We start from the raw sequence: 18,661 nt of genomic DNA on the forward strand, positions 1-18,661 counted from the left end.
CGCGATCCTGGATCGGGCGGGCACGGCCAAGGCGACGCTCTATCATCACTTTCGATCAAAGGAAGAGCTGATCTCGGCGGTGTTGCAGGCCGAGGGCGACACCTGGCGCGACTGGTTCTTCGGGCGGCTGTCCCAGGTCGAAGGACCCGCGCGCAACCGTGTGCTTGCCGTCTTCGACGTGCTGGAGGACTGGTTTGCCGATCCCGGTTTCTATGGCTGCCCCTTCATTAACGCCGTGGCCGAATTCGACACCGGCAACGATGCGGTGCGCCAGGCGGCGGAACGGCACAAGGATCACCTGCTGACCTGGCTCAAGGCCCAGATGATGGAGATGAAGGTTTCGGACGTTGTCGAGACCACGCGCAGCATCGCGATCCTGATCGACGGCGCGATCGTTGCAGCCCAGCATTCCGGTGACCCCAGCTTTGCCCGCACCGCACGGCGGCTGGCGGAATGCCACCTGGATACGGTTCTGGGCCGGGCGGGCTGAAGCCTTTGGCGTGACGCGGCGGATTTCCCTGCTTGCGGCGCCTTGCCCTTTGGTGCGTGGACTGCATAACATTGCAGCTGAGACGATTGCCGGGGCCGCCCGGCCTTCGCCCATTTGGTGAATTCCAACTGGCGGCGAACCGAATGGGTGCTTAGACCTTGTAATTGACAGCCATGAACGGTGGGCGCGAAAACGGCGCGACCCCCGGCATACCCGCGACGGTCATGCATAGCGCCGCGGCAACCGACAAAGGGAGGTGACCTTGCGATATCACACACCAACGACATTCGAGGATGCCGCGCAACTGGCCGCACAGGCCAAGGGGCTGACACGGTTCCTGGCCGGGGGCACTGACGTGCTGGTCCAGATGCGGGCCGGCATGGTGCAGCCTGACGACCTGATCGACCTCAAGAAGATCGCGGGCGTAGCCGAGATCACGGCCACGGACGACGGTGGCTGGCGTATCGGCGTGGCGGTTCCCGGCATTGCGCTGGGCGCGCATGAGGGGCTGTGTGCGGATTGGCCCGGCGTGGTCGAGGGGATGGAGCTTGTCGGCTCGACCCAGATCCAGGGCCGCGCGACGCTGACAGGGAACCTCTGCAATGGCTCTCCGGCGGCGGATTCGGTGCCGGGGCTGGTTGCCGCGGGCGCTTCGGTCGAAATCACCGGGCCGGATGGCACGCGCACCGTGCCGGTTGAAGAGATCCCCGTCAGCCCCGGCAAGACCGCGCTCAAGGCCGGCGAGCTTATCTCGGCGATCCTGCTGCCGCCGCGTGGCCAGAACGCGGGCGACGCCTACCTTCGGTTCATCCCGCGCACGGAAATGGACATCGCCGTGGTCGGCAGCGCGGTCAGCCTGCGGCTGGATGGCGACACCGTGACCGAGGCCCGCGTGGCGCTGGGCGCTGTTGCTCCCACGGTCAAGCTGGTGCCCGAGGCGGCAGAGGCCATCATCGGCACTACATTGGACGAGGCCGCGCTGGAAGCGCTGGCCAAGGCGGCCAGCGCGGCCTGTTCGCCCATCGACGACAAACGCGGCACGGTCGCCTTCCGGACGGAAGTGGCCGGCGTGCTGACGAAACGAGCGGCGTTGATCGCCAAGGCCCGGGCAAAAGGAGACACCGCATGAGCAAGGTCCATGTCACCACGAGCGTGAACGGAGACGAGGTCGAATTCCTGGCCGATCCGCGCGAAACGCTGCTGGATTGCCTTCGCGATCACATCGGCCTGACTGGGTCGAAAGAAGGCTGCGGCACCGGCGACTGCGGCGCCTGTTCGGTCACGCTGGACGGCACGCTGGTCTGTTCCTGCCTCGTCTTGGGCGTCGAGGCCGACGGCAAGCGCGTCGAGACGATCGAGGGCATGGCGGACGGGGCCGAGCTGCACCCGCTGCAGCGTAAGTTCATCGAACACGCGGCCTTGCAATGCGGCTTCTGTACGCCCGGCATCCTGGTCGCGGCCAAGAAGTTGCTGGAAACCAACCCGAACCCGACAGAGGAAGAGGTCCGTTATTGGCTGGCGGGCAACCTCTGCCGCTGCACCGGGTATGACAAGATCATCCGCGCCGTCATGGATGCGGCGGCGGAACTTCGGCAGGAGGCTGCGTGATGGCAAAGGACGAGTTCAAGGAATTCAAGCTGGTCGGCACGCGCCCCGATCGCCCGGACGGTCTGGACAAGGTCACGGGCCGCGCGCGTTACGGCGCCGACATCTCGGCGCCGGGGATGTTGTGGGCAGCGGTGCTGCGCAGCCCGCACGCCCATGCGCGTATCGTCAGGATCGACACGTCGAAGGCCGAGGCGCTGACCGGCGTCAAGGCGGTGATCACGCGGGCCGATTTCCCCACCGGACTGACCGGAGAGGACTGGAACCTGCAGGAAAACACGATGGCGGGCGAGCGCGCGCTTTATGACGGCCATGCCGTCGCCGCCGTTGCCGCCACGTCCAAGCTGCGGGCCGAAGAGGCCGTGCGCCTGATCGAGGTCGAGTACGAGGTCCTGCCCCATGTCATCGACGTGGACGACGCGATCAAGCCCGACGCGCCGGTGATCCGCGAAGGCGCCGCCGATGCCACCGTGCCCGAGGGCATGCCGCCCAACGTGGTACGTTACATGGAATTCGGTCGCGGCGACGTCGAGGCGGGCTTTGCCGAGGCCGATCTGGTCATGGAAAAGACCTACAAGACCGAGGCCACGCACCAAGGCTATATCGAACCGCATGCCTGCATGGGCCAACTGGGCGCGGACGGCAAAGGCGAGATGTGGGTTTGCACCCAGGGCCAGTGGTTCATCCGCAAGATGTGCACCGCCGTCCTGGGCCTGGAAACCTCGCAACTGCGCGTGACCCCGTCCGAAATCGGCGGCGGCTTTGGCGGCAAGACCACCATCTTCATGGAACCGCTGTCGCTGGCATTGTCGAAAAAGGCGGGCGGCAAGCCGGTCAAGCTGGTCATGAGCCGGTCGGACGTGCTGCGCGCCACGGGGCCGACCGCCTCGGCCTCGATGGACGTCAAGATCGGCATGAAAAAGGACGGCACCATCACCGGCGCCCGGGCAGAGTTCCGGATGCAGGGCGGCGCCTTCCCCGGCTCGCCTGTCGACATGGCGTTGTACTGCTGCTTTGCCCCCTACAAGCTGAAGAACGTCGAACACGTCGGCTATGACGTGCTGGCCAATCGCCCGAAATGCGCAGCCTACCGCGCGCCGGGCTCGCCGATGGGGGCCTTCGCGGTCGAAAGCCTGCTGGACGAAATGTGCCGCGAACTGGGTGTCGATCCTCTGGACATGCGCCTGAAAAACGCGGTGCGCGAAGGTGATACCGCCAGCTACGGGCCGAAGTACGGGTCCATCGGTCTGGTCGAGACGCTGGAGGCGACCAAGGCGCACCCGAACCTGTCGATCCCGTTGGGACCGAACCAGGGGCGCGGCATCGCCGCCGGGTACTGGTTCAACCACAATGGCGAGACCTCGGTCAGCCTGGCGATTTCCGAGGACGGGACCGCGCAGGTGTCGGTCGGCACGCCGGACATTGGCGGCAGCCGCGCCTCGATTGCACTGATGACGGCGGAAACGCTGGGCATCCCCTACGAGGACGTGCGCGTCAACGTTGTGGAAACCGGTGCTTTGGGTGTGAACGAGCCGACCCACGGCAGCCGCGCGACCTTTGCCAGCGGCAAGGCCGCGGTGGTCGCGGCGGGCCACGCCATCACCGAGATGTGCAGGCGTGCCGCGAACGAATGGGGCATCGACCCCGAGGCCGTGGAATGGGTCGACGGTGCGGCGCAGCCGGCCGGCGACAACGCGGGGAAATTCCCGCCCATGACCATCGCCGAGATCGCCGGCAAGATGGGATCGACCGGCGGGCCTATCTCGGGCCACCATGAATCCGTTCCTGACGGGGTCGGCGCCTCTTTCGGCTGTCACGTCGTCGATGTCGAGGTCGACCCGGAAACCGGCCGCACCACGATCCTGCGCTACCTGGTGGTGCAGGACGCAGGTCGCGCCATCCACCCCGCCTATGTCGAAGGACAGTACCAGGGCGGGGCCGCGCAGGGCATCGGCTGGGCGCTGAACGAGGCCTATATCTATGGCGAGGACGGGCGTCTGCAGAACTCTGTCTTCCTGGACTACCGTGTGCCGGTGGCCTCGGACCTGCCGATGATCGACACGGTCATCGTCGAGGTGCCTAACCCGGGCCATCCCTACGGCGTGCGTGGCGTGGGCGAAACCGGCATCACGCCGCCGCTGCCCGCCATCGCCAACGCGATCCAGGAAGCGACCGGCGCGCGCCTGTGCGAGCTGCCGATGTCGCCGCCCAAGGTGCTGGCGGCGATCAAGGCAAAGGGGGGCTGATGGTTGCCATCAACCTCTGGTCCAGCCTGACGCGCTTTACCGAGGGCGCCCGCGTGGTCGAGGTAGAGGCCGAGACGGTCGGCGGAGCGCTGGATGGGCTGGTTGCCGCCCATCCAGGACTTGGCCCGATCATCGAGGCCGGCGTTTCGGTCGTGGTCGACGGTGAGATCGCGCCGAACCGCCACACCAAGGTGCCCGAGGGGGCCGAGGTGGTCCTGATGCAGCGGCTCAAGGGCGGCTGATTCAACGTCCCATGAATTTGCCCCCGCCGGAGCGATCCGGCGGGGGCGTTTCGTTTGATGATGGAGACCGAGGCATGAACCCTGCTGAATGGCTGAGCCGCACGGCAACCCGCTGGCCTGCCCGTCCGGCGCTGTTCAAGGGGATGACCTGCGACGCGGATTACGGCGCCTTTGCTGCCCGGGCCGCGGGCATCGGGGCGGCTCTTGCCGCGCGCGGAATTGGCCGGGGGGATCGGGTCGCGCTCTTCATGGCAAACCGGACCGAGTACCTCGAGGCGCTCTATGGCATCTGGTGGGCCGGAGCGGCGGCTGTGCCCATCAACGGCAAGCTGCACCCGCGCGAGGCGGCTTGGATCATCGAGGATGCGGAGGTGGCGCTGGTCTTTGCGGACGATAAAAGCGCCAGTGCGCTGGGGGATCTGACCTCCGGGCCACTGATCTCGACCGAGGGAGACGCCTTTCGCGAGATGCGTGAAAGGGTCTCCGCTGGTGACCCTGCATCCCTGGCCCAGGGCGACATGGCCTGGCTGTTCTACACGTCCGGCACAACGGGTCGTCCCAAGGGCGTGATGATTTCCTGCGGCAACATCGCCGCCATGACGATGAGCTATTTCGCGGATGTGGACGAGGTACATGCGGAGGACGCGATCCTCTATGCCGCCCCGATGAGCCACGGCGCGGGGCTGTACAACTTCATGCATGTGTTGCGTGGGGCGCGCCATGTGGTGCCGGACAGCGGCGGGTTCGACGCCGCGGAGATCCTGCGGATCGCACCGGATATTGGCCCGGTTTCCATGTTCGCCGCCCCCACGATGGTGCGGCGGCTTGTGGACGTGGCCAAGGCGGCAGGCCAGACAGGCGAGGGGTTGCGCACCGTGGTCTATGCCGGGGGGCCGATGTACGAGGCGGATATTCTGGAGGCAGTCCAGCAAATGGGGCCGCGTTTCGTGCAGATCTACGGGCAGGGCGAATGCCCGATGGGGATCACCGCCCTGCCGCGCGCGGACGTGGCCGACCGGGACACGCCGGACTGGCGCGAACGGCTGAACTCTGTCGGGCGGGCGCAAAGCCTCGTCGAGGTCGCGATCCTCGACAGCGAGGGCGCGGAATTGCCCGTGGGCGAGGTAGGGGAAATCGCGGTGCGAGGCGCCACCGTCATGCCCGGCTATTGGCGCAACCCTCAGGCCACGGCCAAGACGCTGCGCGACGGCTGGCTCTGGACCGGCGACATGGGGCGCATGGATGGCGAAGGTTACGTCACCCTGCACGACAGGTCCAAGGACATGATCATCTCTGGCGGGTCGAACATCTACCCGCGCGAGGTCGAGGAGGTGCTGCTGTCGCATCCCCTGGTCAACGAGGTTGCGGTCGTAGGTCAGCAGGATCCGGAGTGGGGAGAGGTCGTGGTGGCCTTTGTCGTCTGTCAACCTGGACATGCCCTGGATGTGGCGGAGCTGGACGCGCTCTGTCTCGATCGGATCGCGCGGTTCAAACGGCCGAAAACCTACCACTTTGCCGAGGAGCTGCCCAAGAACAACTATGGCAAGGTTCTCAAGACCGAGCTACGGCGAATGCTTGGAAACAAGGAAGGGTGAGATGGGGTCAATCTTCCTGTCCGCCCGGGTCGATGCCACGACGGGGAAGGGGGCGGGAGGCAGGCCGGCCCAAAGCCCGCAGGCGATTGGATGGACAGATCGCCGCGACCGCACAGGGTTCATAGGATTGAAACAAAATCGTCATGTCGGTGAAGCACGGACGGCCTAGGCGCTGTCGAAACGCGAACAACAAGCTGGCAACGCGGTGTCCGACCGAACGATTTTCATTTCCGACGTGCATCTTGGCACCCGGGGCTGCCGGGCCGGGCTGCTTGTCGAGTTCCTGAACAGGCACGAGGCCGAAACGCTTTACCTCGTCGGTGACATCTTTGACGGCTGGCGGCTGCAGCGCGGCTGGCATTGGCCGGAAGCACACAATGACGTGGTGCAGGCGGTGCTGGAAAAGGCGCACAAGGGCACCCGCGTCGTTTTCATCCCCGGCAACCATGACGAGGTCATGCGCAATTACTTCGGCGTCCATTTCGGCGGCATCGAGGTCAAGAACCAGGACGATTTCCGCGCCGCCGACGGCAAGCGATACCTTGTAACGCATGGCGACGAATTCGACGCGGTGGTGATGAACGCCAATTGGCTGGCCCACCTGGGCGACCGCGCCTATGCGCTGCTGATCTGGCTGAACCCCAGGATCAACCGGGTGCGCCGCCTGTGGTCCCGCCGCTACTGGTCGCTGTCGAAATGGAGCAAGCAGCAGGTCAAGCAGGCGGTCAACTACATCTGCAAGTTCGAGGAGGTGCTGGCCCAGGACGCCCGCCAAAAGGGCTTTGACGGGGTGATCTGCGGCCACATCCACCACGCGGCGATCCGAGACATCGGCGAGATCCGCTACATCAACACCGGCGACTGGGTCGAGAGCTGCACCGCGATCATCGAGAACCACGAAGGCGAGATGCGGCTGATCGACTGGGAAGCCCGGAACAACCGTCAGCACATGCTGAAACAGCGCGCCAAGCGGCGCGCCCGCAGCAGCCAGAAGAAACAGAGCAGACAGGAAGCATGATGAGCGACACGACCAGCGACTTGATCGGCGAAGCGGTCTACCAGAACAGGTCCTTCTCCTTCGCTTCCCTGTCCGACCGGGTCTTTGCGCGGCTGTTCCGGGGGTTGGTCTATCCGCAGATCTGGGAAGACCCGGTTTGCGACATGACCGCCTTGGGCCTTGGCCGCGAGGATCACGTTGTCTGCATCGCCTCGGGCGGTTGCAACATGATGAGCTACCTGACCGCGCGGCCTGCCTCGGTCACGGCGGTGGACCTGTCGCCCTGGCACGTCGAACTCAACCGGCTGAAACTGGAGGCCGCGCAGCGCCTGCCGGATCACGCCAGTTTCTACGCGCTGTTCGGGCATGCTGACCAAGCGGAAAACGTGGCACTTTTGGACCGTTACGTGCTGCCCTACCTGAACCCTCAGGCGCGGGCCTTCTGGAACGGGCGCGAGCGCTTCCGCCGCCGCAAGTCCATGTTCGCGCGCGGGTTTTACCGTTTCGGCGTTCTGGGCACCTTTCTGGGGGCCGTGCACCTCGTGGCGCGGATCGGCGGCGTGGATTTCACCCGGCTCCTGGGCGCCCGGACGCTGGAGGACCAGCGCGCCTTTTTCGAAGATGAGATCAAGCCGCTCTATCGTTCGCGCCTTGTTCGGTTTGCCGCGCGCCGCCGGGCCTCGCTGTTCGGGCTGGGCATTCCCCCGGCGCAATACGACAAGCTGGCCGCCGATGCCGATGGCGATATCGTCAAGGTGTTGGAGGAGCGCACGCGCAAGCTGTTCTGCGACTTCCCGATCGGCGAGAACTACTTTGCCTGGCAGGCCGCCAACCGGGCCTACAAGGAAGACGGGACCGGGCCAGTGCCCCCCTACCTGGAAAAGCAGAATTTCGAGGCGCTGCGCGCCGCGGCCGGCCGCGCGACGGTGCTGAACCGTTCGATCACCGATGTGCTGGCAGAGGCCCCTGCGGCGTCGAAATCGGTCTATGTCCTGCTGGACGCGCAGGACTGGATGACGGACGACCAGCTGGCCGCGCTGTGGCGCGAGATCACCCGGACGGCCATGCCAGGCGCGCGGGTCCTGTTCCGCACCGGCGGGGGGCCGGATATCCTGCCCGGACGCGTCCCAGCGGAGTTGCTGGATCAGTGGGCCTACGATGCGCCAGCGTCCGAACGCGCCTTTGCCGAGGACCGCTCGGCGATCTACGGCGGTGTCCATCTCTATCGCCGGAAGGGCTGAGCCGATGAGCGATGTGGCAGATCACGGGCGGTTGATGGACGATGTCTATCGTTACCAGCGCCTGTTTTATGACATCACCCGCAAGTACTACCTGCTGGGGCGTGACCATCTGATCGAAAACATGGCGGTGCACCCCGGCGACCGGGTGTTGGAAGTGGCCTGTGGCACCGGGCGCAACCTGGCTGCGATCCGCAAGCGGCATCCCCGCGCGCTGCTCTTCGGGCTGGATATCTCGGACCAGATGTTGATTTCCGCCCGCCGCAAGCTGGACGGCGCGGCGCGCCTGGCGCAGGCGGATGCCTGTTCCTTCGATCCCGAGGCGCTGTTCGGCGAGGCGCAGTTCGATCACATCGTGTTTTCCTACAGCCTGTCGATGATCCCCGACTGGCAGGGGGCGCTGGACGAGGGCATCCGCCACCTGGCCCCGGGCGGCACCCTGCATGTCGTGGATTTCGGCGACCAGGCGGGCCTGCCGGGGTGGTTCAAAGGTGGCCTGCGCGCCTGGCTGGCCCGGTTCCACGTCACGCCCCGCGATACGCTGAGCGCGGCTTTGTATGAGATGGCAGGGGGCGCGGCAGCCCTGAGCGGGCAAGACCTGTACCGGGGCTACGCGGTCTACGGTCGTATGACGCGCCGGCCGGAGGGTTAGAGCACCCCGGCCTTCCAGATCACGGCGGTCATCAACAGGACAGAGGACAGCGCGCAGGCGATGGTCCGCACCGTGTTCCAGAAGGTCCACCGGGGCAGGTAGGTCCCGGCCCAGTAGTCCCGCGCCGTCGCGGTCGCCGGTTCCATTGCGGCCAGCCGCTCGTTCATCGGCACATTGCGGATCACGGTGACACCGAAACACCCGGCGAGGTAGACCAGCCCCGCCAGCAGGATCAGCCTGTCGGCAGGGGTCTCCAGGTTCATCGCGGCAAATCCCGACAGCAGCAGCGACACCGGGGCCATGCCCATGAAGAGGATCATGAAGACCCAGCGGAACACTTCGCGGTTGATGACCTGCATGGCCTCGACACCGCCACTGCCGCTGGTCCGCGCAAGTGACCGCATGATGAAATCGGAGAAGGCCAGGAAAACGCCGGCCAGGAGAGCATAGGCAAGAATGGCGCCCTGCAGGAGCGCAAGAAAGATCGTCGTCATGTCGGGAGTCCTTTTGTCAGGCGGATGCCGGGGCGGGACGGCTTGCACCGTCCCGCGCGTTGGTTGTCAGGCCGCGGGGGCGTGGCTGCTGTTGCCTTGCGGCGCAGGGGGGCGGGACCCGCGGCGAAAGGCCAGAAGGCAAAGCGCGGCGATCCCGACCTCGAAGACCAGCGCGCCCAGGATGCTGCCGGAGGGCATTCCATCGACAAGCACCCCGACCAGCCGGCCCGCGGGAAAGGCGATGTAGACGGTCAGCGCCGCTGCCAGCGCGACCTGGCGCATGGTGCGCTTCACCATTCCCCACAGCATCAGGCCGCCCAGCACGGCCAGTCCGGCCCCGGGTGCTCGGAGCTCGCTCAGCAGGCTGGCGTCATCCGCCAGGCTGATGCCGTAACTGGCGTAGAACTGGTGCGGAACGGCAAGGATGCAGAGGCCGATCACCAGTGCCGTGATGCCCGCGAGCCCGAGCGTGATCTTCTGAAAAAGCGAAAGTGTCATGTCTGGTCCTTTCCTGAAACAGGGTGAAGGTCAGGCCGCGAGCGGCCATTTTCCGGCCTGGACCGCCGCGCGCGCAAAGTCGGCGAAGTCGCGGGGCGCCCGGCCAAGGGCGCGCTGCACACCGTCCCCGAGGTTGGCGTTGCGTCCGTCCAGGGTTTCCCGCGCGATGGCGGTAAAGACGTCTGCGACGAAATCGCCCCCGGCGCTGGCCACGTTGGCGTGGAACTCCTCGAAGGAAATCGGCAGGTATTGGATCGGGCGGCCGATGGCGGTGGACAATTCCCCGGCCATCTCGGCAAAGCTCATCAGGCGGGGGCCCGTCACCTCATACAACTCGCCTTCGTGGCCGCCCTCGGTCAGTGCGGCGACCACGACGTCGGCGATGTCGTCCACGTCGATGATCGGTTCCACGACGTCACCGCCAGGCATCGGCAGGACGCCGGCCAGCACCGGATCGCGCAGGTAGCCTTCGCTAAAATTCTGCGCGAACCAGGCGGCGCGCACGATGGTGAAATCCGGATCGGCATTGCGCACGACCTCTTCACCGAGGCGGGCGTGATGTTCCCCCCGGCCCGACAGCAGGACTAGGTGGCCCACACCGGCGGCGCGGGCCGTGCGGCACAACGCGTCCAGCTTTTCGACGGCGCCGGGAAAGGCGAGGTCGGGGAAATAGGTGATGTAGGCGGCGCGGACACCGGACAGGGCCGCTGCCCAGGTTTCGGGCGCCTCCCAGTCGAAGGGGATCGGGGCATTGCGCGATCCTAGGCGCACGGCATGGCCAAGCGCCTGCAGTTTGCTTGCAACGCGCGAACCTGTCTTTCCGTTGGCGCCGATAACGAGAATGGGGTGCATGGTCTGTCTCCTTGTCTGAACATGATGACAGAGGGATAGACCGGTGGCGGGCGCCGGGTATTGACCGCCATCGCCAGCGTTTTGACAGTTGTTGCCAATGCTGGATCAGCCCGTGCCGTGCACCTTGCGGTAGCTGGCAGGGGTCCGCCCGACCCAACGTTTGAACGCGCGGGTAAAGGAACTCTGCTCGGAAAAGCCGGTCAGGAAGGCGACCTCTGCCAGCGAATACCTTTCGTCGCGCAGCAGCCCTTCGGCCAGTTCGCGACGGGTCTCGTCGGTCAGGGTCTGAAAGCTCAGCCCCTGTTCGGACAGCCGCCGGTGAAAGCTGCGCGCGCTGAGGCCAAGGCCCCGGGCGATATCGGCCATTTTTGGCAGGCCCTCGCTGAGTGCACGGGCGATGGCGGCCTTGGACCGGGTCTCCAGCGTATCCTCCCCGGCAATCTCGGACAGCTCCTCGTCCAGATGCGAGATCAAGAAGCGCGTGATGCCCTCATCCCCAAGGATGTTCGGCTGTCTGGCCGCCTCGTGGGAAATCAGCAGCGCGTCCAGGTCACTGTCGAAATGCATCGGGCAACCGAACCAGTTTTCGTGGTGGGTCAGGGTGCGCGGCGGTGGATGTTGAAACCGCGCTTCGAGCGGCGCAAAGGGCACCGGGCTGACCTGCCGGGCAATCGACACCGCGCTGGCCAGCGACGTCTCGTTCGAGAGCCTGAGACCAAGCCGCCGCGCCCCGGCCCGTTGCAGGACCAGCAGGACGCCACGCGGGTCGGGCCGCAATTCGTATTCCACCACGCTGGTCCAGACCCGCGCATAGCGTTCAATCCGCGCCAGCGATCCCATCAGGTCGGGGGCGGCCTTCCAGGCCAGGCCAAGCGCCCCGTATTCGTCACAGCGCATGGAGGCGCCGACCTTCAGAGGCAGGTCGGTCGGGTCGACCGTCTTGGCGATCCGTTCCAGCATGTCGTAATAGACGGTCACGGGCACCATGATCTTGGGGTCCCAGGGGGCGTCGGGGTCCAAGCCCAGCCCGCGCAGCAGGTTTGGGCCGTCGACCACTGGTCCGACCGCCGCGATCACCTTGCGCGGGAAAAGCGATGTCACGTACCCCATGACGCCCAGATTACCCCTTGTCCGGCATCGCGGTCCAATCCTTGCCGTCCCTCTGGCGCACAAGGGGCATCCGCCCGTGCAGTCGCGCCACGCCATGCCGGGCATTCTGGAAATAGGCATGAAAACCCATTTCATCCTGATTTTTCTGCACGCGTCGATTCAAATTCGCGCCCCGAGCGGCCGAAGATGCTCGGGGAGGCCGCAAAAGCGGCCTTGGCAAATCATGCCCTTAGCGGGGACCAAAAGATGGAGATAGATTTGCAGGGCGCTGTCATTATCGGCGTGTTGGATTTGAGTTTCCGGGGTGAATCATGAGCGACGGCATTCTTGAAGTCATTGTCGAAACGTGAATCAAGATCTGGGCCGGGAACGTGGTCGACGACGCCATCGGAGCCTTCATGACGGACGCGGCAAAATCGGAACTGTCCGACATCCTTGGCGATACCTTCGGTGAGCCGCTCGAATAAATCGCCGAAATCATCGACGAAAAATTGCCCATCGGAGAGAGCGATCTGTTCGAGGCGGCAGGCGAAGCCTTTTCCAAGACGCTGGAGGTCGTCGATTTCGTCAATGACGTGCGTGTGATCGCGGACAATTCGCAGCTGAACGCGGCTCAGAAAGAAGCGGTGATCCTGTTCAAGATCATCGAGCAGTTTACGCCCTGGATGACCGGCTCTCTGACTGAGCTTGCCGAAAGGATGTTCGAATTCTTCAACGAGCGGCAGGTCCTTCTGGACGCGTTGATCGACCAATACCCGGAACATCTTTCACGCGGACCCGACGGTGGCATCCTGCTGGAGCTTCCGGGGCAGCCTCCGGTTCCGATCGAGGACTTCGCCGACCCCCATGCCCCGCCCGCCGTGCCCGAGGATCTCACCGGACCGGCCGATCCTGACAACCCGTCCGCCCGGACGCCGCTCAGCTCTCCTCCGGCGGCTATCCTGGGGCCGGCGGGATCGACCAACGGGGCCCCGCTGCAGACCTGTCCGCTGATACTGGACCTTGACGGTGACGGAATCGTGGTCACAGCGCTTGGTCTTACGGCGGCGACCGGGTCCAATGTTTATCTCGACCTCGACAGCGACGGTTTCGCCGAGCGTACGGCCTGGATTCTGCCCGAGGGTCAGACAAACAACACAGGCACCGGCGGGGATGACGCCTTTCTGGTTCGGGACGTGAACGGCAACGGCATCATCGACGACGAGACAGAGATGTTCTGCGTCACGGAGGTGTATGAAACGGGCTTTGACAACCTCGCGGCGCTGGACAGCAACGGAGATGGCCGGGTCAATGCCCGCGACGCCGCCTTTTCCGAATTGCAGCTGTGGATCGACGAGAATGGCGACGGCGTCAGCGACGCCGACGAATTGCATACGCTGGACGACTACGACATTTTGGCGATTTCCGTGGTCATGACGGGTTTGCCGGCACGATCACCGACCTTTGGTTCCTGAACGACGATCTGGATACGATCAATCGCTGTGACTACCTGCTTGACGCACGCGTCCTGGCCTTGCCGATCTTGCGCGGATTTGGCGACCTGTCAGACCTGCATGTCGCGATGAGCCTGGACGAGGCGTTGCTGGATCTGGTGGCCGCGTTCAAGGTGAACTGGTCCTGGGAGGTGCTCGGAGACCCTGCGGCCCTTGGTGCGCTGGCCGAAGAGATCGTCCAGCGCTGGGCCGGGGTGCAGGACGTGGCAGCCGGGTCGCGCGGGCCGCACATCGACGCGCGTGTTCTGGAAACGATGGAAATGCTCAGCGGTAACTTCTTTGGCGTGACCGCCGGGTTGGAGGTCCGCGACCCCGAAGGCTATTGGCAGGCCGATGCGGTCGAGGCAGCCTATGAACAGTTTCTGAACCTTGTGAAGGTGCAGCTGATCCTGCAGGTCGGCGGCCAGTTCCTGTTCGGAGCCTCGGCGGGCCTCTATGAGTTCCGCACAGCCACTCTGACCCGCCAAGGCATAGATCAGGCGATGGTTTCGGAATTGGCCGACATTGCCGCCACGCTTGCCGATCCCAATGGCTTCTGGATGGAAGTGGCGCGCATCATCGCATTTGCCGGTCCCGGAGACGAACTTGTCCCCGAACAGGCCGACTGGCTGGCCAGTGCTGTCAGCGCAAAGAGGGGGACGATACCCTTATGGGCGAGGGCGGCAACGATGAGCTGTACCGAGGCGAGGACAACGACACTTACATCTGGAACCCTGGGGACGGGGCCGACCTGATCGACGAGACCGGCGGCACGGACGCGATCCGCTTTGGTCCGGGCATCGCGCCGGGGGATCTGAGTTTCAACCTCGACGGCTACAGCCTCTACGTGCATGTGGGTGGCGAGACATTGACCCTGAGCGGCCAGTTCGACATGGCCGGGTCGGTCGTAGAGCGGGCGGAGGTCGCGAATGGCAGCCACCTGTCGCCGCTGGGACCGTTCGCCATCCAGGGCACGCCGGGGCTGGATTACCTGCAGGGCTTTGCAGGTCTGACCCGCATCCTGAGTGGATTGGAGGGAGACGACGAGCTTTATGCCTCTGGCGTCAACGACCTGCTGGACGGCGGACCGGGCGGTGGCGCCCTATGACGCCCTGTACGGAGAGCGGGGCCGCGACACGGCGGTCTATGCCGACGCGCCGGACGGGTTGATCGCGGATCTGGCCAATTCCACGCACAACACCGGCGAGGCGCGCGACGACAGCAACCTGTCGATCGAAAACCTCTTTGGCTGTGCCTTTGGTGACGTGTTGCGGGGGGATGAAGGGGACAACCTGCTGCAGGGGCTTGGGGGAAATGATGCCCTGATCGGCCGCGGCGGCGATGACACGCTGCTGGGCGGTGCGGGGGATGACGCGTTGCGTGGCGATGCCGGAGCCGATGTGCTGCGCGGCGACGCGAGGCAGGACCGGCGGACCCGGGGCAGATCACCTGACGGGTGGCGCGGATGCCGATACCTTTGCCTTCGCCTCGGTGGCCGAAACCGGCATCGGTGCGCAACGCGAGCAGATCCTGGACTTTGAACAGGGACTTGACGTGATCAACCTAGCGGCACTGGTGCCGTCGAGTTTCACGTTCTGCGGAACCAGCTCGTTTTCCGCGGCGCGGGGCCCTGAACTGCGCCTGTTCGAAACGCCCAGCGGCTCGACTATCGTGCAGTTGGACCGCGATGGCGATGGCACCATAGACGAAGAGATCCGGGTGGCCGCCGTAACCGGGCTGACGGCCGGGGATTTTGTCCTCTAGGCTGGCGCTGGACCCGGGCACCGGGTTGCGGTTCCGCCCGTCCCGGTCGTAAGGATCGACCTGCAAAGCGGGCGCCGGTGTCCGCCGACAGGGGCGGGACATCCCGGCAAGACCGGGTTCCCGACGCAGCGAGGTGCAGGCGAATGACGACGGGCATCGAGGTCAGTGGTATCGGCAAGGACTATGCCGGGAAACCGGCCGTCGCCGAGGTTTCATTCACGGTGGCCGACCGTGAGCTCTTTGTCATCGTTGGGGAATCCGGCTGCGGCAAGAGCACGCTGTTGCGCCTGATCGCGGGGCTTGAAACCCCGGATCGCGGAGAGATCCTGCTGCACGGCGACAGAGTGGCAGGTCAGGGCACGATGGTCCCGCCGGAACAGCGCGGCACGGGGTTCGTCTTTCAGTCCTACGCGCTCTGGCCGCACATGACAGTACGGGACAACGTGGCCTTTCCGCTGGAAGCTGGCGGCATGTCGCGCAAGCAGGCGGCGCGCTCTGTCGAGGGGCATCTTGAAACCGTCTCCTTGCAGGACATGGCGGGGCGCAAACCCGAGGCGCTGTCCGGCGGCCAGCGTCAGCGAGTGGCCCTTGCGCGCTGCCTGGCAGGCGGGGCGCGGACGATCCTCATGGACGAACCGCTGGCCAATCTCGATCCGCACCTGCGCGGGACGATGGAGCGGGAACTGCTGCATTTTCACCGCTCGTCCGGGGCGACCACGTTGTATATCACCCATGACCAGCGCGAAGCGATGGCCCTGGCAGACCGCATGGCGGTGATGAAAGGCGGTCGGTTTCTACAGGTGGGAACACCACAGGAGATTTACGAACGGCCCGGATCCGTCGAGGTGGCGGAATTCATCGGTCATGGCAGCGTCGTGGAGGTTTTCTATCGCGACGGTATGGCCGAGCTTGCGGGCTGCCGATTTGACGTCACCACCGCACCCGGACAGCCGGAGGGACCGGCGCAGGCGCTGGTGCGCCCGGAGGCCATTGTGGTCGGCGATGAAGGGCAATTGACCGGCACGGTGCGCAGTGTCCTCTATCGCGGCGGGATCTGGGAGGCAGTTCTTGACCTGGATGCCGGTGGCAGTCTGACAGTGGCCCATGACGCGCCGATGCGGGTTGGGGACAGGTTGGCCCTGCGGATCAAGCGGGCCTGGGTCTTGCCGGGATGAAGGCGCCCGAAGACTGGTTTCCGCCCGATGCGCCCCGGCTTGCCCATATCCGTCAAGTCATGCGCGTGGCGCAGGTGGTCGAGGCGCGGCAGGATTTCGGCGGGCGGCTGGTCATTGCGGCGGCCTATCACGACATCGGCTATGCCAGGGCTTTTGCCGAAACGGGCTTTCACCCGGTAGACGGGGCCATCCTGGCCCGGGCCGACGGTTGCGATGCCGAGGTTGTGGACGCGGTGCAGCATCACTCCGGCGCCCGTGGTCTCCGCCTGCGGACACGCCCTGACCTTGCCGGGCACTACGGGCCGGCCTGCCGGATGATGGATACCCGCCTCAGCCGGGCGCTGACCTTTTGCGACAATCGCTCTGGCCCGAACGGAGAGGCCCTGACCCTGTCCGAGCGGATCGCGGACATACGCCAAAGGCACGCGGGCAACCCCGCGCTCTTGGAGACGACGGCAAACTACCTGCCCTTGTTCGAACGGATCGACGCCGAGTTTGCGCCGCTCTTGTCCTGAGGCGGGTCACATCCGCCAGGGCACCACGCCGCGCGGCGCCTGTCGCCCCAGCCGGTCCAGCGCGGCCATCAGCAGGATCGTGGCCACCACCGTCACGCTGGCCATCGCGGCGGCAAGGGTGGTGTAGCCGCCATCTTCGTAGTTGTAGATCGTCGTTCCGATGGTCTCGTTCCCGCTGGACCACAGCAGGGCGGACACGGTGACCTCGTTGTAGGCGGTCAGGAACACGAGGATCGCGCCCGACGCCGCCGCCGGGGCGATCAGCGGCAGGAAGATCCGCCGCATCCGGAGCCCGTAGCACGCGCCCGAGATCCGGGCGGCCTCGTCCAAAGCCGGGTCCAGCTGTACGAAGGCGGCGCTGACGGGTTTCAGCGCGATGGAGAAGAAGGCGCAGAGATAGGCGATCAGGATGATCCCCAGCGTGTTGTAGAGCGAGACGTTGAACAGCGGCAGGGGTTTGAGAAAGGCGAGGATGAAGGCGATCGAGATCACGAGGCCCGGAATGGCATAGGTCATCTCGCTCAGCGTCGCGATGCCCAGGCCGGTGCTGCGCACGGTGCGCCGGGGCGAGGACATGAAATGCGCGACAAGGATGCTGCCCAGGGCGATGATCCCCGCAGCCGTGGCGGCGGTCAGGGAAGAGTTCAGAAAGGCGCGCGCGGTGACAGATTGCCGGAACAGGATCTCGGCAAAATTGTCCAGCGTGATCGTGTCCGTGTTCAGCGGCAACCCATAGGTGCGCACCAGCGCCGTCGCCACCAGCGCCGCGATGGGCAGGACCAGCGTGCCCAGCACCAGCAGAGCCAGCGCGGTCTCGGTCCAGCCGCGCATTCGCCCCAGGCGGATGTGCAGGGGCGGCTGCGGGGGGCCGATCAGCGTGCTGCGGGCATTCCTCAGCAACAGCATCTGCATCAGGATCACCGCCACCGCCAAGAGCGCCAGGATCGAGGCGATCACCGCCACGTCGGTCAGCACAGAGGGGCCGAAGCTGGCCAGCCGCTGCCAGATCAGCACGGGCAGGGTGATGTAGCGCGCGGGGATGCCCAGCAGCGCCTGGATCCCGAAATTCCCCAAGGCCGAGACGAAGGCCAGCGCGTAGCCGGCGATCAGCGTCGGTGCCAGCAGTGGCAGGATGATGCGCCGGAGCAACCTGCCGCCGCCGGCCCCGGCGATCCGCGCGGCATCGCTCATTTCGCGTGGCAGGGCGCGGAGAGCGGCAAGCACAACAAGAAAGACCAGCGGCGTGTGCTGGACGCCCAGCAGAAAGATCAGCCCGCCGGGAGAGTACAGGGGGTGCGTGGTGCCCAGTTCCGGGGCGATCCCCAGACTGCGCAGGATCGGAGAGGATGGCCCCATCGCCTGGATCCAGGCAATCGCCGTCACATGCGGCGGGATCATCATCGGGATCAGCAGAAGGAAGGTGAAGACACCCTTCCAGCGAATGTCGGTCAACCCGATGGCCAGCGCGATCCCCGTGCCCGCGACCAGCGAGATAAGCGAGGAGAAAAAGGCGCTTTCCAGCGAATGCGTGAAGGCGCGCCAGACCGAGCGCGAGGACAGCGCATCCGACAGCGGCGCCAGCGAAAAGACGTCGTCCTGTGTCACGCCGACACGCGCCAGCAGGCCCAGCGGAAAGACCAGCAGGGCCAGCGCGAAAAAGATGACAGCGGCAAGGGTCAGGCCCTCGCCGCTGCGCAGGAAGTTCAACAGCCGCAA

General features: G+C 65.5%; 20 protein-coding genes and 1 pseudogene. 16 read left to right on the plus strand and 5 right to left on the minus strand.

Going from position 1 to position 18,661, the window contains the following annotated elements:
* The 9 genes from PVW46_RS17160 to PVW46_RS17200 all read left to right on the plus strand — a co-directional run.
* The coding region (locus PVW46_RS17160) for a TetR/AcrR family transcriptional regulator (RefSeq protein WP_274576828.1) at positions 1-490 on the plus strand (490 nt) is incomplete at its 5' end.
* Between the two features lie 262 nt (positions 491-752).
* Complete coding sequence (locus PVW46_RS17165; protein ID WP_069210930.1) at positions 753-1,619, plus strand: FAD binding domain-containing protein; 867 nt, start codon at positions 753-755, stop codon at positions 1,617-1,619.
* Positions 1,616-2,098, plus strand: a complete 483-nt coding sequence (locus PVW46_RS17170) for a (2Fe-2S)-binding protein (RefSeq protein ID WP_069210931.1) — start codon at positions 1,616-1,618, stop codon at positions 2,096-2,098. Before PVW46_RS17165 ends, PVW46_RS17170 begins: the two co-directional genes overlap by 4 nt.
* Positions 2,098-4,341, plus strand: coding sequence for a xanthine dehydrogenase family protein molybdopterin-binding subunit (locus PVW46_RS17175; RefSeq protein ID WP_069210932.1), 2,244 nt, complete (start codon positions 2,098-2,100; stop codon positions 4,339-4,341). The genes PVW46_RS17170 and PVW46_RS17175 overlap by 1 nt, the downstream gene beginning before the upstream one ends.
* Positions 4,341-4,583, plus strand: coding sequence for a MoaD/ThiS family protein (locus PVW46_RS17180; RefSeq protein WP_069210933.1), 243 nt, complete (start codon positions 4,341-4,343; stop codon positions 4,581-4,583). Before PVW46_RS17175 ends, PVW46_RS17180 begins: the two co-directional genes overlap by 1 nt.
* A gap of 74 nt (positions 4,584-4,657) precedes the next feature.
* A complete protein-coding gene (locus PVW46_RS17185) occupies positions 4,658-6,178 on the plus strand; it encodes an AMP-binding protein (protein ID WP_069210934.1) in 1,521 nt (506 codons plus the stop codon).
* A 205-nt stretch (positions 6,179-6,383) separates the two neighbouring features.
* On the plus strand, positions 6,384-7,196 hold the full coding sequence (locus PVW46_RS17190) for a UDP-2,3-diacylglucosamine diphosphatase (protein ID WP_069210935.1): 813 nt from the start codon (positions 6,384-6,386) through the stop codon (positions 7,194-7,196).
* Positions 7,196-8,416: a BtaA family protein gene (locus PVW46_RS17195; RefSeq protein ID WP_139132396.1), complete on the plus strand. Its 1,221-nt coding sequence runs from the start codon at positions 7,196-7,198 to the stop codon at positions 8,414-8,416. The genes PVW46_RS17190 and PVW46_RS17195 overlap by 1 nt, the downstream gene beginning before the upstream one ends.
* A 4-nt stretch (positions 8,417-8,420) precedes the next feature.
* Complete coding sequence (locus tag PVW46_RS17200) at positions 8,421-9,065, plus strand: class I SAM-dependent methyltransferase (protein ID WP_069210937.1); 645 nt, start codon at positions 8,421-8,423, stop codon at positions 9,063-9,065.
* On the opposite strand, the gene PVW46_RS17205 is transcribed toward PVW46_RS17200, so the two are convergent.
* The 4 genes from PVW46_RS17205 to PVW46_RS17220 form a co-directional block, all read right to left on the minus strand.
* Positions 9,062-9,559, minus strand: a complete 498-nt coding sequence (locus PVW46_RS17205) for an anthrone oxygenase family protein (RefSeq protein WP_069210938.1) — start codon at positions 9,557-9,559, stop codon at positions 9,062-9,064. The genes PVW46_RS17200 and PVW46_RS17205 overlap by 4 nt on opposite strands.
* A gap of 66 nt (positions 9,560-9,625) precedes the next feature.
* Positions 9,626-10,057, minus strand: a complete 432-nt coding sequence (locus PVW46_RS17210) for a DUF4345 domain-containing protein (RefSeq protein WP_069210939.1) — start codon at positions 10,055-10,057, stop codon at positions 9,626-9,628.
* Positions 10,058-10,087: 30 nt separating this feature from the next.
* A complete protein-coding gene (locus tag PVW46_RS17215; protein ID WP_069210940.1) occupies positions 10,088-10,909 on the minus strand; it encodes an NAD(P)H-binding protein in 822 nt (273 codons plus the stop codon).
* A gap of 105 nt (positions 10,910-11,014) precedes the next feature.
* Positions 11,015-12,019, minus strand: coding sequence for an AraC family transcriptional regulator (locus PVW46_RS17220; protein ID WP_069210941.1), 1,005 nt, complete (start codon positions 12,017-12,019; stop codon positions 11,015-11,017).
* Between the two features lie 491 nt (positions 12,020-12,510).
* On the opposite strand from PVW46_RS17220, the gene PVW46_RS17225 reads away from it, so the two are divergent.
* The 7 genes and pseudogenes from PVW46_RS17225 to PVW46_RS17250 all read left to right on the plus strand — a co-directional run bounded on the left by PVW46_RS17225 (position 12,511) and on the right by PVW46_RS17250 (position 16,945).
* Positions 12,511-13,473: an SPM autocatalytic domain-containing protein gene (locus PVW46_RS17225; RefSeq protein ID WP_069210942.1), complete on the plus strand. Its 963-nt coding sequence runs from the start codon at positions 12,511-12,513 to the stop codon at positions 13,471-13,473.
* A 59-nt stretch (positions 13,474-13,532) separates the two neighbouring features.
* Positions 13,533-14,246, plus strand: coding sequence for a hypothetical protein (locus PVW46_RS17230; protein ID WP_069210943.1), 714 nt, complete (start codon positions 13,533-13,535; stop codon positions 14,244-14,246).
* Positions 14,162-14,599 (plus strand): hypothetical protein, encoded by a 438-nt coding sequence (locus tag PVW46_RS17235; protein WP_139132394.1) that lies wholly within the window; start codon positions 14,162-14,164, stop codon positions 14,597-14,599. Before PVW46_RS17230 ends, PVW46_RS17235 begins: the two co-directional genes overlap by 85 nt.
* Positions 14,544-14,867, plus strand: a pseudogene (locus PVW46_RS28805) (hypothetical protein); the annotation flags it as partial. The gene PVW46_RS17235 and the pseudogene PVW46_RS28805, both read left to right, overlap by 56 nt.
* Before the next feature lie 22 nt (positions 14,868-14,889).
* Positions 14,890-15,255, plus strand: coding sequence for a M10 family metallopeptidase C-terminal domain-containing protein (locus PVW46_RS17240; protein ID WP_443137050.1), 366 nt, complete (start codon positions 14,890-14,892; stop codon positions 15,253-15,255).
* A 143-nt stretch (positions 15,256-15,398) separates the two neighbouring features.
* On the plus strand, positions 15,399-16,430 hold the full coding sequence (locus PVW46_RS17245; protein WP_069210946.1) for an ABC transporter ATP-binding protein: 1,032 nt from the start codon (positions 15,399-15,401) through the stop codon (positions 16,428-16,430).
* Entirely contained in the window at positions 16,427-16,945 is a 519-nt protein-coding gene (locus tag PVW46_RS17250; protein ID WP_069210947.1) for an HD domain-containing protein, read from the plus strand. The genes PVW46_RS17245 and PVW46_RS17250 overlap by 4 nt, the downstream gene beginning before the upstream one ends.
* 6 nt (positions 16,946-16,951) lie before the next feature.
* Here the strand turns inward: PVW46_RS17250 and PVW46_RS17255 are convergent, their stop codons facing one another.
* Complete coding sequence (locus PVW46_RS17255; protein ID WP_069210948.1) at positions 16,952-18,661, minus strand: ABC transporter permease; 1,710 nt, start codon at positions 18,659-18,661, stop codon at positions 16,952-16,954.

The organism is Mameliella sp. AT18 (assembly GCF_028807275.1).
Classification (GTDB): Bacteria; Pseudomonadota; Alphaproteobacteria; order Rhodobacterales; family Rhodobacteraceae; genus Antarctobacter; species Antarctobacter albus.